The 16,360-nt window shown below is 63.1% G+C and carries 15 protein-coding genes and 1 pseudogene; 6 read left to right on the top strand and 10 right to left on the bottom strand.

The window, feature by feature from the left end; genetic code table 11:
* Nucleotides 1–63: 63 nt before the first annotated feature.
* Complete coding sequence (locus FFY45_RS08705) at nucleotides 64–576, bottom strand: nuclear transport factor 2 family protein (protein ID WP_115037301.1); 513 nt, start codon at nucleotides 574–576, stop codon at nucleotides 64–66.
* A gap of 374 nt (nucleotides 577–950) precedes the next feature.
* The gene (gene pobA, locus FFY45_RS08700; protein ID WP_176340126.1) at nucleotides 951–2,138 is read right to left on the bottom strand and encodes a 4-hydroxybenzoate 3-monooxygenase; all 1,188 of its coding nucleotides are present in this window, start codon (nucleotides 2,136–2,138) and stop codon (nucleotides 951–953) included.
* Between the two features lie 98 nt (nucleotides 2,139–2,236).
* On the opposite strand from pobA, the gene FFY45_RS08695 reads away from it, so the two are divergent.
* The gene (locus FFY45_RS08695) at nucleotides 2,237–3,133 is read left to right on the top strand and encodes a helix-turn-helix domain-containing protein (RefSeq protein WP_176340125.1); all 897 of its coding nucleotides are present in this window, start codon (nucleotides 2,237–2,239) and stop codon (nucleotides 3,131–3,133) included.
* Nucleotides 3,134–3,772: 639 nt separating this feature from the next.
* On the opposite strand, the gene FFY45_RS08690 is transcribed toward FFY45_RS08695, so the two are convergent.
* From FFY45_RS08690 to FFY45_RS08665, 6 genes are all read right to left on the bottom strand, one after another.
* Nucleotides 3,773–5,254, bottom strand: coding sequence for a benzaldehyde dehydrogenase (locus FFY45_RS08690; RefSeq protein ID WP_176340124.1), 1,482 nt, complete (start codon nucleotides 5,252–5,254; stop codon nucleotides 3,773–3,775).
* Between the two features lie 27 nt (nucleotides 5,255–5,281).
* Nucleotides 5,282–6,049 carry a coniferyl-alcohol dehydrogenase gene (locus FFY45_RS08685; protein WP_176340123.1) on the bottom strand — a complete coding sequence of 256 codons (768 nt, stop codon included), beginning with the start codon at nucleotides 6,047–6,049 and terminating at the stop codon, nucleotides 5,282–5,284.
* A 33-nt stretch (nucleotides 6,050–6,082) separates the two neighbouring features.
* Complete coding sequence (locus FFY45_RS08680; protein ID WP_439333519.1) at nucleotides 6,083–7,102, bottom strand: SphA family protein; 1,020 nt, start codon at nucleotides 7,100–7,102, stop codon at nucleotides 6,083–6,085.
* A gap of 137 nt (nucleotides 7,103–7,239) precedes the next feature.
* On the bottom strand, nucleotides 7,240–7,716 hold the full coding sequence (locus FFY45_RS08675) for a MarR family winged helix-turn-helix transcriptional regulator (RefSeq protein ID WP_006451709.1): 477 nt from the start codon (nucleotides 7,714–7,716) through the stop codon (nucleotides 7,240–7,242).
* A 369-nt stretch (nucleotides 7,717–8,085) separates the two neighbouring features.
* Nucleotides 8,086–9,330: an HD-GYP domain-containing protein gene (locus FFY45_RS08670; protein WP_176340122.1), complete on the bottom strand. Its 1,245-nt coding sequence runs from the start codon at nucleotides 9,328–9,330 to the stop codon at nucleotides 8,086–8,088.
* Nucleotides 9,331–9,468: 138 nt separating this feature from the next.
* A complete protein-coding gene (locus FFY45_RS08665; RefSeq protein ID WP_176340121.1) occupies nucleotides 9,469–10,779 on the bottom strand; it encodes an MFS transporter in 1,311 nt (436 codons plus the stop codon).
* 512 nt (nucleotides 10,780–11,291) lie between these two features.
* Here FFY45_RS08665 and FFY45_RS08660 point away from each other — a divergent pair.
* Entirely contained in the window at nucleotides 11,292–11,837 is a 546-nt protein-coding gene (locus tag FFY45_RS08660; RefSeq protein WP_176340120.1) for a gamma carbonic anhydrase family protein, read from the top strand.
* A 46-nt stretch (nucleotides 11,838–11,883) separates the two neighbouring features.
* On the opposite strand, the gene FFY45_RS08655 is transcribed toward FFY45_RS08660, so the two are convergent.
* Nucleotides 11,884–12,150, bottom strand: coding sequence for a YkgJ family cysteine cluster protein (locus tag FFY45_RS08655; RefSeq protein ID WP_176340119.1), 267 nt, complete (start codon nucleotides 12,148–12,150; stop codon nucleotides 11,884–11,886).
* Between the two features lie 294 nt (nucleotides 12,151–12,444).
* Here FFY45_RS08655 and ilvD point away from each other — a divergent pair, with 294 nt between their 5' ends.
* Nucleotides 12,445–14,283: a dihydroxy-acid dehydratase gene (ilvD, locus tag FFY45_RS08650; RefSeq protein WP_176340118.1), complete on the top strand. Its 1,839-nt coding sequence runs from the start codon at nucleotides 12,445–12,447 to the stop codon at nucleotides 14,281–14,283.
* 29 nt (nucleotides 14,284–14,312) lie between these two features.
* Here ilvD and FFY45_RS08645 read toward each other — a convergent pair.
* Nucleotides 14,313–14,636 (bottom strand): annotated as a pseudogene (locus tag FFY45_RS08645) (phage integrase N-terminal SAM-like domain-containing protein); the annotation flags it as partial.
* Nucleotides 14,637–14,885: 249 nt separating this feature from the next.
* Between FFY45_RS08645 and FFY45_RS08640 the strand changes: the two are divergent.
* The 3 genes from FFY45_RS08640 (at nucleotide 14,886) to FFY45_RS08630 (ending at nucleotide 16,298) form a co-directional block, all read left to right on the top strand.
* Nucleotides 14,886–15,167 (top strand): hypothetical protein, encoded by a 282-nt coding sequence (locus tag FFY45_RS08640; RefSeq protein WP_176340117.1) that lies wholly within the window; start codon nucleotides 14,886–14,888, stop codon nucleotides 15,165–15,167.
* Between the two features lie 57 nt (nucleotides 15,168–15,224).
* Complete coding sequence (locus FFY45_RS08635; protein WP_076037405.1) at nucleotides 15,225–15,770, top strand: hypothetical protein; 546 nt, start codon at nucleotides 15,225–15,227, stop codon at nucleotides 15,768–15,770.
* A gap of 81 nt (nucleotides 15,771–15,851) precedes the next feature.
* Nucleotides 15,852–16,298 carry a hypothetical protein gene (locus tag FFY45_RS08630; protein ID WP_139328404.1) on the top strand — a complete coding sequence of 149 codons (447 nt, stop codon included), beginning with the start codon at nucleotides 15,852–15,854 and terminating at the stop codon, nucleotides 16,296–16,298.
* Nucleotides 16,299–16,360: the final 62 nt, after the last annotated feature.

Below are 16,360 nucleotides of genomic sequence, written 5' to 3'. Positions count from 1 at the left end.
TGGCAACTCGCGTGAATTACGCACTGCAGGGCTGCACGCTGCAGCCCTGCAGTGCCGCAGCACTTACTGGCCGCCGGTATTGGCGCGGCCGGCAATGGTGTCCGGATCCCAATGTTCCTTGATCAGGCCTTTTTCGATGCGGAACATGTCGAACCAGGTGGTGGTGTAGGTCTTGCTCGGATCACGCGGATCCGGCAGCGTGCGCACCGACACCAGCGTGACCAGATCGCGATCTGCGGTGATGGCCACCAGCGGCAACTGCACGCGTTCCTGCACCGGCGTCGGCGGCACGAAGGCGGTCAGAAATGCGATGAAGGCATCGCGCCCGTTGGCCACATTCGGGTTGTGCTGAATGTAGTTCTTGTCCATGTACATCGGCGCGTACTGCACCTGACCAGCCTCGAACACAATGCGCCAGAAGTCGTAGACCAAGCGCTTGTTGGCGGTTTCGAACCAGGTGGAACCGACCAGCATCTTCTGGTGGTTGGGATTGGCGGTCACTGCGGTCTGCGCGAACGCAGCCACCGGTGCCACCAGCATGACCAGTAACAGGGCACGGGAGAACAGGGTTTTCATGGAGCACTCCTGGGTGGAGACGGGCACTGCGCTCGCTGCAGGCAGCAGCACGATGCTCCGCTGATTGGGGGAATGACGCGCCCTTGCACACAGCGATGTCTACGCGTCGCCGCCAGCCTACCGGCCGCGTCCGCTCACCCGCTAGACGCCTTGAAGTGCACCAGGGCACTTCCAAAATGGGTGGTGAGAAAAACATCACCCTTTAACGTGACGCGTGTTGTGTTACCAAGCATGGCGAATGCATGCCAGGAGCGCCCCGATGTGTGAGCTCGAGTGGCGCGCAAACCGCACAACGCACAAATCCGTGCCGATTCCGAGCAGCAAGAATACTTGCCTGACGGCAGCGCAGCGGTGGGTCAACCGCCCTGGTCAGATCACTCGGCGGGCAACTCCACCAACGGCAGGCCGGCATAGTTTTCCGCCACCGTGGCGCGACCGGCTTCGCTGCTCAGCAGATAATCCAGCTCGGCCGCGCGGATGCGCGCAGTAAATGCATCTTCGTGGTCGAAGGTGTGCAGCAAGGTGGTCATCCACCATGAAAACCGCTCGGCCTTCCAGACCCGTTGCAGCGCGAGCGCCGAATACTGCTGCAGCACGCCGGCATCGCCGGATGTGTTCCAGCGTTCGAACAACTGTGCGAGCAGGCCGACGTCGGCCAGCGCCAGGTTCAAGCCCTTCGCGCCAGTCGGCGGCACGATATGCGCCGCGTCGCCGGCCAGAAACAGACGACCGTACTGCATCGGTTCGGCAACGAAACTGCGCAACGGCGCAATGCTCTTTTCGATCGATGGGCCGGTCGCCAGTTGCGCAGCCAAGGTGTCTGGCAACCGCGCGCGCAATTCATTCCAGAATGCCTGGTCGCTCCAGGCCTCCACACGCGCATCGGCAGGCACCTGCACGTAATAGCGCGTGCGTGTGGGCGAGCGCATCGAACACAACGCAAACCCGCGTGGGTGACGTGCGTAGATCAGCTCATCGTGCACTGGCGGTGTGTCGGCAAGCACGCCCAGCCATCCGAACGGATATACGCGCTCGAACAGGCGCAGTCGCTCGGGCGGAATGCTGGCGCGGCTGATGCCATGGAAGCCGTCGCAGCCAACGATATAGTCGTAGGCGATACGCTGGCGTTGGCCATCATGGGTGAATTCCACTACGGGCGCATTGCTTTGTACCTCGCACAGGGTGACGTCCTGGGCGTTGTAATAGGTCGGCGCAGCGCTGCGCGCACGTGCCTGCATCAGATCGGCGGTGACCTCGGTCTGGCCGTAGACGGTGACGCCACGCCCGCAGCCGCGCAGCAGGTCGATGCGCTCACGCTGGCCATCCAGCGACAGTTCGAAGCCATGATGCAACAAGCCTTCGCGCTGCAGGCGCTCGCCAACGCCGGCGCGCTGCAGCAGCTCCACACTGCCCTGCTCCAGCACGCCGGCGCGAATGCGGCCGAGCACGTGCTCGGGCGTCTGCCGCTCGATAATGACGGTATCGATACCGGCGCGCAGCAACAGCTCGCCAAGCAACAGGCCGGAGGGACCTGCGCCGATGATCGCAACCTGGGTTCGCATGCAATGCTCCTGCCTCAGCGGGCTGATGCAGGCCAGTGTCGGTAGCCAAGCGTGCGCTTTGAAGGGATGATTGCGTGCAGTGCTTGGACTTTTCGACGATGCCGACACGCGCGCCTGATATTGCTGCAGCCACCCCTGTTCCCGCCTTCGGTCTGTACGGCGAGCACGATGCCGACGCGCCGGAGTTATTGCACTGGGAGTCGATCGCCGCACGTAGCCGGTTGCACGATTGGCATATCGTGCCGCACCGCCACGAAGACCTGGCGCAGCTGCTGTACGTGCAGCGCGGGCCAGCAACGCTGCAGCTGGATGGCCGCAGCCAACGCGTGCGCGGCGCAACCGTGGTGTGGTTGCCACCGTTATGCGTGCACGGCTTCGGATTCGATCCACAGGTGCGCGGGCACATCATCACCTTGTGCATGCCGTTGGTACGCAGTGCACTTGGTGCCACACCACTGCTGCAGCGCGCATTGGCGGCGCCTTTGGTGCTGCAGGTCAATCAAGCACGCGGATTGCTCGACGTGTTGTTCGCCACCATTGCCGACGATCACGCGCGCCATCGCATCGGCCACGAGGCCGCGTTGCAGGCGGCTGCGGCGCAGCTGTTGATCTGGACGGCGCGCACTTCACTGGAACGCGCACAAGATGCAGCTGCGGTAAGCCCGCAGGCCGATCCGGCGTTGCGCCATCTACGCGGCTACCAAGCCTTGATCGACCAGCACTATCGCGCGCATTGGCCGATCTCCCGCTACGCCGATCAATTGGGACTGACCCCGGGCCATCTCAACGCGCTGTGCCAGCGACTGGCTGGGGCCTCGGCATTACACCTGCTGCAGCGCCGGATCATGCTGGAAGCACGCCGCAGCCTGCGCTACACCAGCCTGAGCGTGCAACAGATCGCGGCCAGCCTTGGATTTTTCGACGCTGCGTATTTCAGCCGCTACTTCGCCCGCCACACCGGCTGCTCGCCGACGCGCTTCCGTGCTGGCGATTGAGAGCGGCTGACAAGACTATTGCGCTCACCGCTAGTTTGGCGAAGCCGGCTATTACTCAATTCCCGTATGTCTTGAAGTGATTGCAGAGCACGGATAGCTTAGTTGCCAGGGCGGCTGGTCTGTGACTTTGCTGCAGGGTCCTTGCCGGCCCACCATCGCGGGACACGCCGCAAGTACGTCCGTGTAGGCGGCTTCCATGCCGCGTAAGGTCCCGCGACGGTGGGCCGGCAAGGACCCGTCGAGAGTGTCGGTGTGCAGGGTTGCAAGCAATGCATGACGTGCTTCTGATTTGCTAGCTATCGTGTCGTTCCGCGACCCGCACCAGCAAGGACACGCTGCTTGTGAGGCGCTCAGCTTTTTACCCAGCGACCGACCAACATTCTGGTGCGGTGTCCTCACCGATTGCGGGACCGTGTGGCGGCATGGATGCCGCCACCGAGCCTACATGGACGTACTTGCGGCGTGTCCCGCGAGCGGTGAGGGCACCGCGCGCTCGACTAACCAGGCTCTTGGCTGCACCTCAAAACGGCGCCAGTGGTACATCCAAACGACGCAGGCGAGTGTGACCAACAAGTTGCCGCCATCAACGCAGCGTTCGAGAGGTTTCGTCAGCAACCCCATTCGGCTGCATTACTCCGATCAGAACGGGTACTGCGGCACCGTGTTCTTGATCGTCAGCCACTGCCAATGCGTGTACTGCTCCCAATCGGCCGGGCCGCCGACGCTGGTGCCATTGCCCGACGCACCGGTGCCGCCGAACGGATTGATGACTTCGTCCACCACCGTCTGGTCGTTGATATGCAGCGAGCCGATGTACAGTTGCTCGCCCAAGTTCATCGCACGCGACACCGATGCCGACATGATGCCTGCGGCCAACCCATACTCGCCGTAGTTGGCCAGTTCCGCCGCTTCGTCGTCGGTATCGAACACGGTGATGTTGATCACCGGGCCGAATACCTCTTCGTCGAATGCGCGCATGCCCGGACGCACGTTGGACAATACGGTCGGCGCATAGAACAGGCCTTCGTTTGTCGCGCCGGCTTCGACCACCGCACCGGCAGCAACGCTGTCGCGCACGATGTCGATCACACGTTGCAGCTGGCGTTGGTCGATGATCGGGCCCAGCGCCACGGTGCCGCTGACCGGATCGCCAACGGGAAGATGACGGGCTTTTTCGGCCAGCCGCTGCGTCAATGCCTCGGCCACACTGCGCTGCACCAGCACCCGGCCGGTGGCCATGCAGATCTGGCCTTGATGCATGTAGGCGCCAAACGCGATTGCCGATGCGGCTTTATCCAGATCGGCGTCGTCGAGCACGATCACTGCGTTGTTGCCGCCCAGTTCCAGCGCGACTTTCTTCAGGTGCCGCCCTGCAATCTCGCCGATGCGTCGGCCGGCAGCGGTGGAACCGGTGAAGGCAATCATCGGCACATCCGGCGATTCGACCAGCGCCTGACCGATCTGCGCATCGCCATGCAGCACATGCAGCAAGCCCTTCGGCAGACCGGCTTCTTCCAGCACCTGCGCGATGATCACCCCGCCGGTATACGGCGTGCGCGGATCGGGCTTGAGCACTACCGCATTGCCCATCGCCAGCGCCGGTGCGACCGAACGCAGCGACAGGATCAACGGGAAGTTGAACGGCGAAATCACCGCAATCACACCCAACGGCAGATGCCGCGCCAGGCTGAGCTGACCGGCACCGGTCGGTAGTACCTGGCCCACGGCCTGCAGCGGCAGCGCTGCAGCTTGCTGATAGAACACTACCGATTCGTTCACTTCGCGCCGGGCCTTGGGCAGGATGCCGCCGGTTTCGCGCGCGATCAGCAGCGCGGCTTCTGCACTGCGCGCTTCCATCAGCTGCGCGGCACGGTGAAATATCGCAGCGCGCTCACGCGGCGCGGTGGCGGCCCACGCACGCTGCGCGTGTTTGGCTTGCGCCACCGCAGCTGCGACATCGGACAGATCGGCCTTGCTCACTTCATGCAATAGGTTGCCGGTGGCGGGCTCGTAGATCTGCAAGGTGCCGCCGTTGCCGGGCACCCAGTCGCCATTGAAAATGCAGCCGTGCCACGCCGGGGTGGTGGGCGCGGATACTGCAACGTTGGGGAGAGCATTCATGGTCTAGCCTCCTGCTGTGGGGTGGAGTTACAGAGTGGTCGACGCCAGCCCGCCATCAACCGGCAGCGTGATGCCGTTGATCCAGCGCGCAGCATCGGACGCAAGAAACACGATGGCCTCGGCCACTTCATCGGCATACGCCGGGCGGGTCATGCGCTTGGCATCTTCCTTGACGCGCTCTTCGCCGAGCATGGCGGCAAAGTCGCCCAGAATCGGCGTAAAGACCGGCCCTGGCGAGACGTTGTTGACGCGCACGCCGCACTCGGCAAACCAGGGCCGCGATTGCAGCAACGTCCACACGATCAGCGCTTCCTTGAAGTACTGGTAGCAGGTGTCGTGTGCCACCGGATGTTCCGCCAACCATGCACCGCCGGCAGCAAAGCTGTCGGTGGCGGCCAGTTGCTTGTGCAGGTCCAACCGCTGTGGCCATTCGGCGCCCAGGATCGAGGCCACGTTGATGATGCTGCCGCCCGGCATGATACGCGGCAGCAAGGCCTGGCTGAGATGACGCAGTCCCAGATAGTTGACGCGTGCCACCAGCTCGAGCGGTGCGGTGCCGGGGACGCCGGCCACGTTGGCCAGCGCGTCGATACGCTCCGGCAACGCCTTCACCAGTGCATCGATAGAGGCCGGGTCGCCGAGGTCGGCCTGGTGAAACCCATGCAGCGTCATCTGCACCGGTGTGCGGTCGATGCCGATCACGGTAGCGCCATGAAACCGCGCCAGCCGCGCGACTTCTGCACCGATACCCGAGGCCACACCGGTGACCACGATCGTCTTGTTCTGCAAATTCATTGCCACTCTCCGAAGAGGCCGGCCACGCCGGCACTAGAACACATGGACGTACTGCAGGTTGACGTTGTTGCCGGAGGCGGCGTTCTTCACTTCCACCGGCAGATAGAGATTTGCGAACACGATGTTGCTGGCATCCAGCCGCCATGAGCCGCCTGGTCCGGCGTAGAACACGCTTTGACGCGTGTCTGCAACACGCTGCCCATTGGTGCGGTTATCGCGGAACTGGGTGAGGTAATACGCATTCACGCCCAGATGGATATCCGGTGCCACTTCCCAGGAGGTGGCGAAGTTGATCCAGCCCGCATCGCCTGCCTGCCCATTGCGGAATTCGAAGCCGGGCGGCAGATTCGGACGACGCTCGCTGCGAAAGTTGTAGATGTAATTCAGGCGCGCACTGATTTCCCAACTCGGCGTCGGCAGCCAGGTCAATGCGTAGTTCGGCACCACCGACCAATAGCCTGCACTTTGATTGAGGTCGCGGTCGCGATCGAACTTGCCGACCGGTGCGATGGCATCGATCTCGAAACGCTGCGAAAACACCGGCCTGCCATCGCGTATCACCGGCAGCATCTGCAGATACGGCCCGAACGTCAGATCGCCCACGCCGGCGCCGTTATCGCGCAGTGTGGCGACGCTGTTGCGGCCGAAGGAGGCATCCAGGTTGATCAGCGGAACCAGCGTATTGATGCCCAGTGCGCCGCCAAAGAGCTTGTAGGGCGTGACATAGGCGATCTGGGTCAGCAACAGGGTGGAATCGATGCGCGGATTATCGAACACTGGCACATCGTTGCCACGCGCGTCCTTGATCGCATCCAGCGAACTCTGACGCAGGTAGGTGATCACCGCCCAGCCCGGCGTGGTGCGCGTGAACCCGTCGAAGAAGCTGGTGCCGCCGGTGTTGATGCCATTGGTCAGCGTTGCACTCTGCGGTACGCCCTGCGCAAACGCAGGCCCGGCTGCCAGCAGCGACATCACCCCGAGCAGGACACTGCACTGCAGTAACCCACGCCAACCCACGTGGCGCACAACCGATAGATAACTCACTGCGAACATCTCCAACGTTGAGAGGAAACAGCGGTAGATAGGACGTGGCAACGGTCAGGCAGGCGCGATCGCCGCGCCGCTCACGGCACGTGCAATGGTCAGATTGGTGGGACGGTACTGCCGCGCGCGGGCTCGGCAGCGGCGGATCACTGCGTGTCGAGACGATCCAGCCGGTCGAGTGCGCGCAGCAACGGCGCTTCGCTGCTGCCAAGCACCGCGCTGAGTTGCTGTTCCATGCGCAGCACCTCGGCTTCGGCATCGGTCAGCAAGGCCACGCCGGCAGCGGTCAGCGACAGATGCTGCATGCGCCGGTCCTGGCGTCCACGCACCTGCCGCAGCAGGCGGCGCTTGACCAGCCGCGCCACCACGATCGCCAGATTGGGAGGCGACACGTGCAGCACATCGCCGATCTGGCGCTGGTTGATGCCCGGGTTGCCGTCCACCAGCATCAGCAGCGAAAAATCCACCGGCTTGAGATCGAACGCCGCCACGCAGTCCTGAAACATCCGCCGCACCAGCAGTTCGGTGCGGGTGATGCGGTAGCCCAGCAACCGCAGCAGGCGCGCCTGGTCCACCGTGGTGACGGCATCGGGTAGCAGTGCGGCATTGGCAGTGACGGACATGACGGTTCTCGCAACGATGGCAGCGGGCGGACCGGTGCGCGCAACACTCCCCGCCCGCAACGCCGATCCGCGGCGTGAGCTGCATTGTAGACGTGGCCGGGGGTACCGATGCGGGCGTGTGCGTTGCCGATGCTGCCCGTTGCTGCCTGCAGACCCGCGCAGACGGCCAGCTGCCGGCCGGCGCCAGTGCATGGCAGCTGCGTGCGGCAGCTGCAGCACGTGGGGAACGGCGGTGATCCAGGCACGGCGTGGGCATGAAATCCGGGTCGGCATTGATTGCGTTCCGGAATAGTTATGGATCATAACTACATTGCCAAGCTGCAGCGCAGCATGGTCGCGCTCGCCAGCGTGTTCACGCGGTGCAGCCGCTTACGGCAGCCAGAGTTTCTCGAGATCGCGAAAGCCCCAATCGGTGGGGCTTTCCATCTGCGCGATGCGGTCCTGGCAGTCCGGCCGCGACAGATCGATGTCCTGCACCAGCACATGGCTGCGCAGCTTGGCCGAATAGAACACGCGCACCTTGGGCTTGAGCAGCGCATCGGCCGTCTGCTCGATCACCACCGCCAGTTTCTGCGACTCCAGCCGCACCAGCGAACCGACCGGATAAATACCCAGCCGCCGCACGAACGCCTGGAATACCGCGGGGTCGAAATGCCCCTGCCACGATGCCATGCGCTTGAGCGATTCGGCCGGATCCCAGGCCCGTTTATACGGGCGATCCGAGCTGATGGCGTCGTACACATCGCACACCGCACCCATCCGCGACATCAACGAAATCGTGTCGCCCGCCAGCTGATTCGGATAACCGGTGCCGTCCATCTTCTCGTGATGATGCAGCGCGATCTCCAATACCACCGCGTTCTGCACACCGCCAGCCACCAGCAAGCGATGACCATCCATCGGGTGCTGGCGCATGATGTCCATCTCTTCGTCGGTGAGCTTGCCGGGCTTGTTGAGAATGTCCAGCGGCGTCACCGCCTTGCCCATGTCGTGCAGCAGGCCGCCCATCGCCGCCTCCACCACCTGCGCCTCGGGCAACCCCAGCTGACGCGCCAGCCCGCTCATCAGCCCGGCCACGGCCATCGAATGCAGATAGGTGTAGTCGTCGGCAGTCTTGAGCCGCGCCACGCTGATCAGGGCCTGCGGATGCCGCAGCACCGAATCGTTGATGGCCTGCACCAGCGGCATCGCCGCCTCGGTGTCGACGGTACGGCCAAGCCGCACGTCGCGGAACATTGCCTCGACCATGTCGCGGCCGTCTTCGAAGATCTTGCGGGCACGCACCACTTCGGACTCGATACCAACCTGTGCGGTGACGCTGTTGGTGCGCGCGGTGCGGGAGGTGCATGCGGGCTCGGGCGGCTCCGATGGCTCCGGCAGTTCCGGTTCGGGCGCTGCATCCTGTGCTGTGTGCGCTGCGGCCGGCGTTTCCAGATCCAATCCACGCGCGGTATCGATCACCAACTGCTCGATGCGGCTGCCATGGATCTTGTCCACATCGTCGGAGTCGACCAGAAACGAGGTCTTCCAGAACGGATGGTGCACCCACGCGCCCAGCAGCTTGTAGACATACATGCCGGGGCGGAGTTGATCTGAGTCGATGGTTCTGAGCATGCCGGCGCTGGTCTGCTTGAAATCCGCGGAAGAGCCCGCCACAGGGATGGGGGGTCTGACGAGTTATCGGCAGTGCAGTGGATTTCTTTGGCGCGGTCGACTCCGCTAGCGGCACCTGGCTGACGCAGCGTGAGCGGTTCAGCGAGGGGGCAGACGCATGCTCAGCACGGCCGCCGCAGCCAGCAGCAGAGGCAGGCTGCAGGCCAGGTAGAGCGTGGCCGGCGACCACCCTGCATCCACCAGCATGCCCACGCACAGCGGCGAGGCAATCGCGCCGAAGCGGCCCACGCCGATCGCCCAGCCCATGCCGGTGGAGCGCACCGCCGCCGTGAAGACCACCGGCGCTACCGCATACAGGCCGGCAATGGCGGCAAACATGGCCGCACCGGTCAACAGCGCGATCACGAACGCCCAGCTCAACACCGTGCTGTAGAGCCCGAACGCAAGCATGGCCAGCGCCGACAACAGCAGCGCCCCGGCGGTCAGCCGCGACAACCGCGCACGTGCGGCCAGCCAGCTGAACATCCCACCGCCAGCGATGCCGCCCAGATTCAACAGCACCCCGCCGGTCACGCCCTGCTCCGCCGACAGCCCGGCCACCACCAGCAGCTTCGGTGTCCAGCTGAGCACGAAGTAGAACGCGAACATCAGCAGGAAGAACGCCAGCGCGATCAGCAGCGACTGCCGCCGCAAGCCAGGCACAAACAGGGCCGCGTAGCCCTGCGCCTCATCGGCAACCTGTGGCGGCGGCAATGGCAAGTCGGCACGCGGCGGCATGCCCATGCGGGCCAGCACCGCGTTGAAGCGCGCAGACGCACCCAGCGGGCGACGGGCAATCAGAAATTCCAGCGATTCGGGCAGCCAGGCCAGCACCAACGGCACGCACAGCAGCGACCCGGCCGCACCAAGCAGGAACACCGCGTGCCACGACCACTGCTGCAGCAACAACGCCGCGATCGCACCGCCCAGGGTCGCACCGATCGGATAACCGGTGGCCTGCAGCGCCAATGCGGTGCTGCGCCAATGCGCAGTGGAATATTCGGCGGCGATCACCGCAACGCAGGCCAGCATGCCGCCGATCCCGATGCCGGTGAACGCGCGCAGCGCACCGAGTTGCCACGCGCTGCTGGCCAACGCCGAGGCGCCCATGCCGATGGTCAATATCGCCAGGCACACCAGGATCATCGCGCGACGCCCGATGCGGTCGGCCAACGGCGCCAGCAACAACGATCCCACCGCCATGCCGACCAGGCCGGCGCTGAACAACACGCCGAGCAACTTGCCCGACAACTGCCACTGCGCCGACACAAGCGGCGCGGTGAAGGCCATTGCCATCACATCGAAGCCGTCGAGCATGGTGAGCAGCACGCACACTGCCACCGCTCTCCACTGGAAGGGCGTCATCCGCTGCAGCACGAAGCTTGCGGGTGTTGCTCCGCTATGCGGCATGCGTAAATCCTGTGATGGAGATGGGTGCTTGCTGCAGTACGCCAACCTGCATGCAGGTCGTCCGAGGGCGCCGCACAGTTGCGGCGCAGATCGAGCCCATGGATGCAGACGACGCGGTTACACGAATCAGCAGTTTCGACGACATGCAGCGTTGCGATGCAGTGGCAAACCAACACCGCTGCAACAGTGCGTGGCCACGCTAGGCCGATCGCAGGCAGCGTTCAAGACGAGTGCCTGCACTGGTGTGCGCTTATCGAACAGGCCGGCACGCCGCTTCGTTTCGAAGCTCACGCGTTCGTTGCTGGTGACTGCAATCAAACGCCTGCGTCGTGTGCATCGCATGCACTACAAAAGGAAGGCGTAACCACTCTGTCTTTGCAGCCTTGATCGCCTCGATGCGCAGCCACGCGGTATATCCACCACGCGCAGCCTGTTCCGCACACCAACAGACGGCCAGTTATCATGCAAGCAGTGCATGCATTGGGCGGCACGCTGTTTTGCCGGAGAGTGCCGTGACCCCGATTCGTTCGTTCCTCGACCACACCCCGCAGCTGGGCGCACGCGTCTATATCGACCCCGCCTGCACCATCATCGGCAAGGTGAGCCTGGGCGATGACGTCTCGGTGTGGCCGGGCACGGTGATTCGCGGCGACGTCAATCATGTGCAGATCGGCGCCCGCACCAACGTGCAGGACGGCACCATCATCCACGTCAGTCACCACAGCCCGTTCAACAAGGCCGGCTATCCCACCGTGATCGGCGAAGACGTCACCGTTGGCCACGGCACCATCCTGCATGCCTGCACCATCGAAGACCTGTGCCTGATCGGCATGGGCGCCTGCGTGCTCGATGGCGCCACCGTCAAACGTTACGGCTTTATCGGCGCTGGCGCAGTGGTTGGTCCGGGCAAGGTCGTTGGCGAAGGCGAACTGTGGCTGGGCAATCCCGCGCGCCTGGCACGCACGCTCAGCGACAAGGAAATCAAAAGCCTGCATTACTCGGCGCAGCATTATGTGCGGCTCAAGGATCAGTATCTGGGCGTGCCGACTGGCGATTGATTGAGGGTCTGCGAGGCGGGCTCGCGCCTGGCGTTGACGTACCGGTTTAAGGCTGCGTCGCACGCTCCAAGGCCGTCAGCATCTTCAACGCCTGCTCACGCGAAGCGCCGCACATCTCCAGCGAAGGCCGCAGGCTGCCGCACACCGCCGGGCGCTGCGGCGAGCCGAACAAGCGACAGCCCAGCTGCGCATCAAGCTGCACGCACGCCACCCCGGCCGGCTTGCCATTGGGCATGCCGGGAATCGGCGAGCTGATCGAGGGCGCGATGCAGCAGGCAGCGCAGCCCAGGCGGCAGGAAAGTGTGGAAGACATCGGCACAGTGTAGCGGCGCGGCGCAAGTGCGGCGCTGGCAAAAAACCACATTTGCCGAGCCCCCTATTCGGAACGCCGCCACCCGGGCGCGCTGCACGTGCACTCCACTTGCGTTGAAACCAGCCCACTGCAGCCTGATCGCCCGGCAGCGTGCACGCTGCAATGACGGCCGCGCCGAACAGCTGCGTGCTAACGTGCCAGATCACCAGAACGCGCCGCGACGGTTGCAGCAGCAACAGTTGCGACGCGCTCTAATTGCCAGCCACCGCTCGCCAATCAGCCGTCGAATTCGCCATGCCCGAGTACCGCTCCAAGACCTCCACCCACGGCCGCAACATGGCCGGCGCCCGCGCACTGTGGCGCGCCACCGGCATGCGCGATGGCGACTTCCACAAGCCCATCATCGCCATCGCCAACTCGTTCACCCAGTTCGTGCCCGGGCATGTGCATCTGAAGGATCTTGGCCAGCTGGTCGCACGCGAGATCGAACGCGTCGGCGGCGTGGCCAAGGAGTTCGACACCATCGCGGTGGACGACGGCATCGCCATGGGCCACGACGGCATGCTGTACTCGCTGCCCAGCCGCGAGATCATCGCCGACTCGGTCGAATACATGGTCAACGCACATTGCGCCGACGCGCTGGTGTGCATTTCCAACTGCGACAAGATCACCCCCGGCATGTTGATGGCCGCGCTGCGGCTCAATATCCCCACCGTGTTCGTCTCCGGCGGCCCGATGGAAGCCGGCAAGACCAAGTTGTCCGAACATAAACTCGATTTGATCGACGCAATGGTCATCGCCGCCGACGACAGCGCCTCCGATGAAAAGGTGGCCGAGTTCGAACGCAGCGCCTGCCCCACGTGCGGCTCGTGCTCGGGCATGTTCACCGCCAACTCGATGAACTGCCTGACCGAAGCGCTGGGCCTGTCGTTGCCGGGCAACGGCACCGTCGTAGCCACGCACGCCGACCGCGAGCAGCTGTTCCTGCGCGCCGGACGCGTGGCGGTGGAGCTGTGTCACCGCTGGTATGGCGGCGAAGATCCTACCGCCCTGCCGCGTGGCATCGCCACCTTTGAAGCCTTCGAAAACGCGATGACCCTGGATATCGCCATGGGCGGCTCGACCAACACCATCCTGCATCTGCTCGCTGCCGCGCAGGAAGGTGAAATCCCGTTCGGCATGCGCGATATCGACCGCCTGTCCAAGCGCGTGCCGCAGCTGTGCAAGGTGGCGCCGAACACGCCGAAGTACCACATCGAAGACGTGCATCGCGCCGGCGGCATCATGGCCATCCTCGGCGAGCTGGCACGTGGCGGCCTGCTGCATACCAACGCGGCCACGGTGCACGCACGCACGCTGGCCGACGCCATCGCGCAATGGGATGTCACCCAGACCGACGCGGAAACGGTGCACACGTTCTACAAGGCCGGCCCGGCCGGCATCCCCACGCAGATCGCCTTCAGCCAGGCCACGCGCTGGGACACCCTGGACACCGATCGCAGCGAAGGCTGCATCCGCGATGTCGCACACGCGTTCTCGCAGGAAGGCGGCCTGGCCGTGCTGTACGGCAATATCGCCCGCGACGGCTGCGTGGTGAAGACCGCAGGCGTGGACGAATCCATCCACGTGTTCGAGGGCAACGCCCGCGTCTACGAAAGCCAGGATTCGGCGGTCAAGGACATCCTCGCCGACGAAGTCAAAGCCGGCGACATCGTGGTGATCCGCTACGAAGGCCCCAAGGGCGGCCCCGGCATGCAGGAAATGCTATACCCCACCAGCTATCTCAAATCCAAGGGCCTGGGCAAGCAATGCGCCCTGCTCACCGACGGCCGCTTCTCCGGCGGCACCTCGGGCCTGTCGATCGGCCACGCCTCGCCGGAAGCCGCGGCAGGCGGCGCGATCGGCCTGGTGCGCGACGGCGACAAGATCCTGATCGATATCCCCAACCGCTCGATCAACCTGCTGATCTCGGACGAGGAACTTGCTCTTCGTCGCGCAGAGCAAGATGCCAAGGGCTGGAAGCCGGTGGAAGTGCGCCCACGCAAGGTCACCACGGCGTTGAAGGCGTATGCGTTGCTGGCGACCAGTGCGGATAAGGGTGCGGTGCGCGACAAGGCGATGCTGGACGGCTAGAGCCAGCGAATGTGGCGAGGCATGCACGCCTCTTCGCGCGAGAGCACCACCGGAATGCGCCTCGGTCGCTTGGCACGCACCGGATTTTCCACCCACGGCAGCTCGGTGCGCAGAACCTCGCGATAAAGAGATAACAGCGCTGCCAATGCCTGGTTCTGCGTCCCCGCAGACACCTGCCCGTGGGTCGCCAGCCGGGTCAGGAAGGCCTCGACGTCCGCCTGCTCCATCTGCCTCGGATGCCGCTTGCCGTTAGCCAGGATGAAACGCCGGATCCAACTTACGTACGCCTGCTCGGTGCGCACGCTGTAATGCCGCACGCGCAAGCGGTCGCGCACCTGATCCAGGCGCCTGATCGAAGGGCGTGCTGTTACGCCTTCGTTTTTCTGGCTGTCTCATCCGCCTGCGTCCTTGCTGGATAACGCCAAAAACATCCGTATGGTCGCGTCGGCTTGCCATCGTGCGACCCCGTGATTGCGGCTAGGAGTTCCTCCTTTTACAAAATTCTTGCAATCGAAGATACTCGCTGCGGCACCGCCTTTTGGCGGTCCGATAGTAGTTAGGGGGCATAGGAGGTTCCGTGATTACTCACCCAATACACGTAAGTGCTCGACAGTACCGAGGCAACGATCCGAAGAGACTTCGCAAGCACTCAAGAAGAGTCTTCTGCTGCAATGGCGCTTGAGCGTTTGATCAACGGGATGCTTCTCGCGCAGGAGCGACCAGTTCAGATCTACCTGTACTACGACATTGCACGCGCCTCTGGCTACCCAATTGAGTTGGTACGCAAACTTTGCTTCGCAATTGACTGCGGAGGCAACGGTTTCACCGCCATCAAGCCGGGCATGACGTACGAGGAGGCAATGAGTGCGCACAGTGCCGCCTAACAGTTCATTCAAGCCGACGCTGCTTCGCGTCGCGGCTCAATTCAGGCATTAGGCAACATGAACAAGATTGCCGCCCAGCAATTCGCAGCAATGAGCGCGCCAATGCTTCGGCTTACAGAAGCAAGGTACCTGTTTGATCAGTTCAAATCCGCACGTAACGCAGAGCCCAACCAAGGCCTGTTCCTGCTCACGGTGTACTTCGATGCCTTCTTGTTCTGCTTTATATCCATCGAGGAGATGGTCGACACCGCAACACGTGACAAGTTGCGGGCCATTCCATCATTCACGTTCTTCAAGGCGCTTCGCAACATAGCGACACATCACAGCGTTCTTTCCGGAGTCAAGGGGAAGTTCGCCAGACCAATCTCCCGCATTGTCTCTGTTGGCGTTGGCTGTAATGTCGAGTTCTCGGAGCAATTCTTTTTGCTGCCAGAAAAACTTAGAGCCATATTCGACGCAGTCCTGCAGGAGCGTCCTGGCGAGAAGCGGACAATCGAGGCAGCGCGGAGCTACCTGTCGCAACTTGAAAATACTGGCAAGCAAATTATGCTCGTGGATCTGACTCAGGCAGTAGTCTCGGAAGTTGAGCCGCACGTTGCCTAGGAATTCATTCAAGCCGAAGCCGCTTCGCGGCCCGGCTTAACTCAGGTGTTAGGCGCTGCCAAAAAATTGGAATCAATCCGCATGAAGAGCATCCTTTCACTCCTTGCTGGCTTATTTTGCACTAGCGCATTTGCGCAAGATCCAGCCCAAGGGCGCGTTCAACTTGAACTCACCGATACAATGTCTGGGGTTCAGGACAGGAGCACCATTGCTGCCTCTTGTGCCAAAGTTGCAGACGCCGCGGTGAGTGCACATGCGGCCGGGAAACTTTCAGAAGTTATCAACCAAGCCGCAAAGGCAAAGCAAACCGGCTCCAGCGACGACCCTTACTTCAACAGTCTTGTTCGCAGCTATAGCTTCGACCCAAGAGATGATTTTATTTTCTCGGCCCTCTTCTTCTCTCAGCTGAATATAAAGTTGCTAGAGCAAAAGCAACCTTATCAAAGTGGGCTTGAGTCACTATACAAGGCATACGTAGCTGCTTCTTGTGCGCAAGTGGCCAAGATCAGCAGGAGCGACAAGTCATGAATCATGCGCCTAACAATTCATTCAAGCCGAACTGGCTTCGCCAGTCGGCTTAATTCAGGTGT

It is taken from the genome of Xanthomonas hortorum, assembly GCF_011305375.1.
In the GTDB taxonomy this organism is placed as follows: Bacteria; Pseudomonadota; Gammaproteobacteria; order Xanthomonadales; family Xanthomonadaceae; genus Xanthomonas; species Xanthomonas hortorum_E.
Note: the sequence above shows the minus strand (reverse complement) of the source record. Positions and strands in the feature narration are given on the sequence as shown.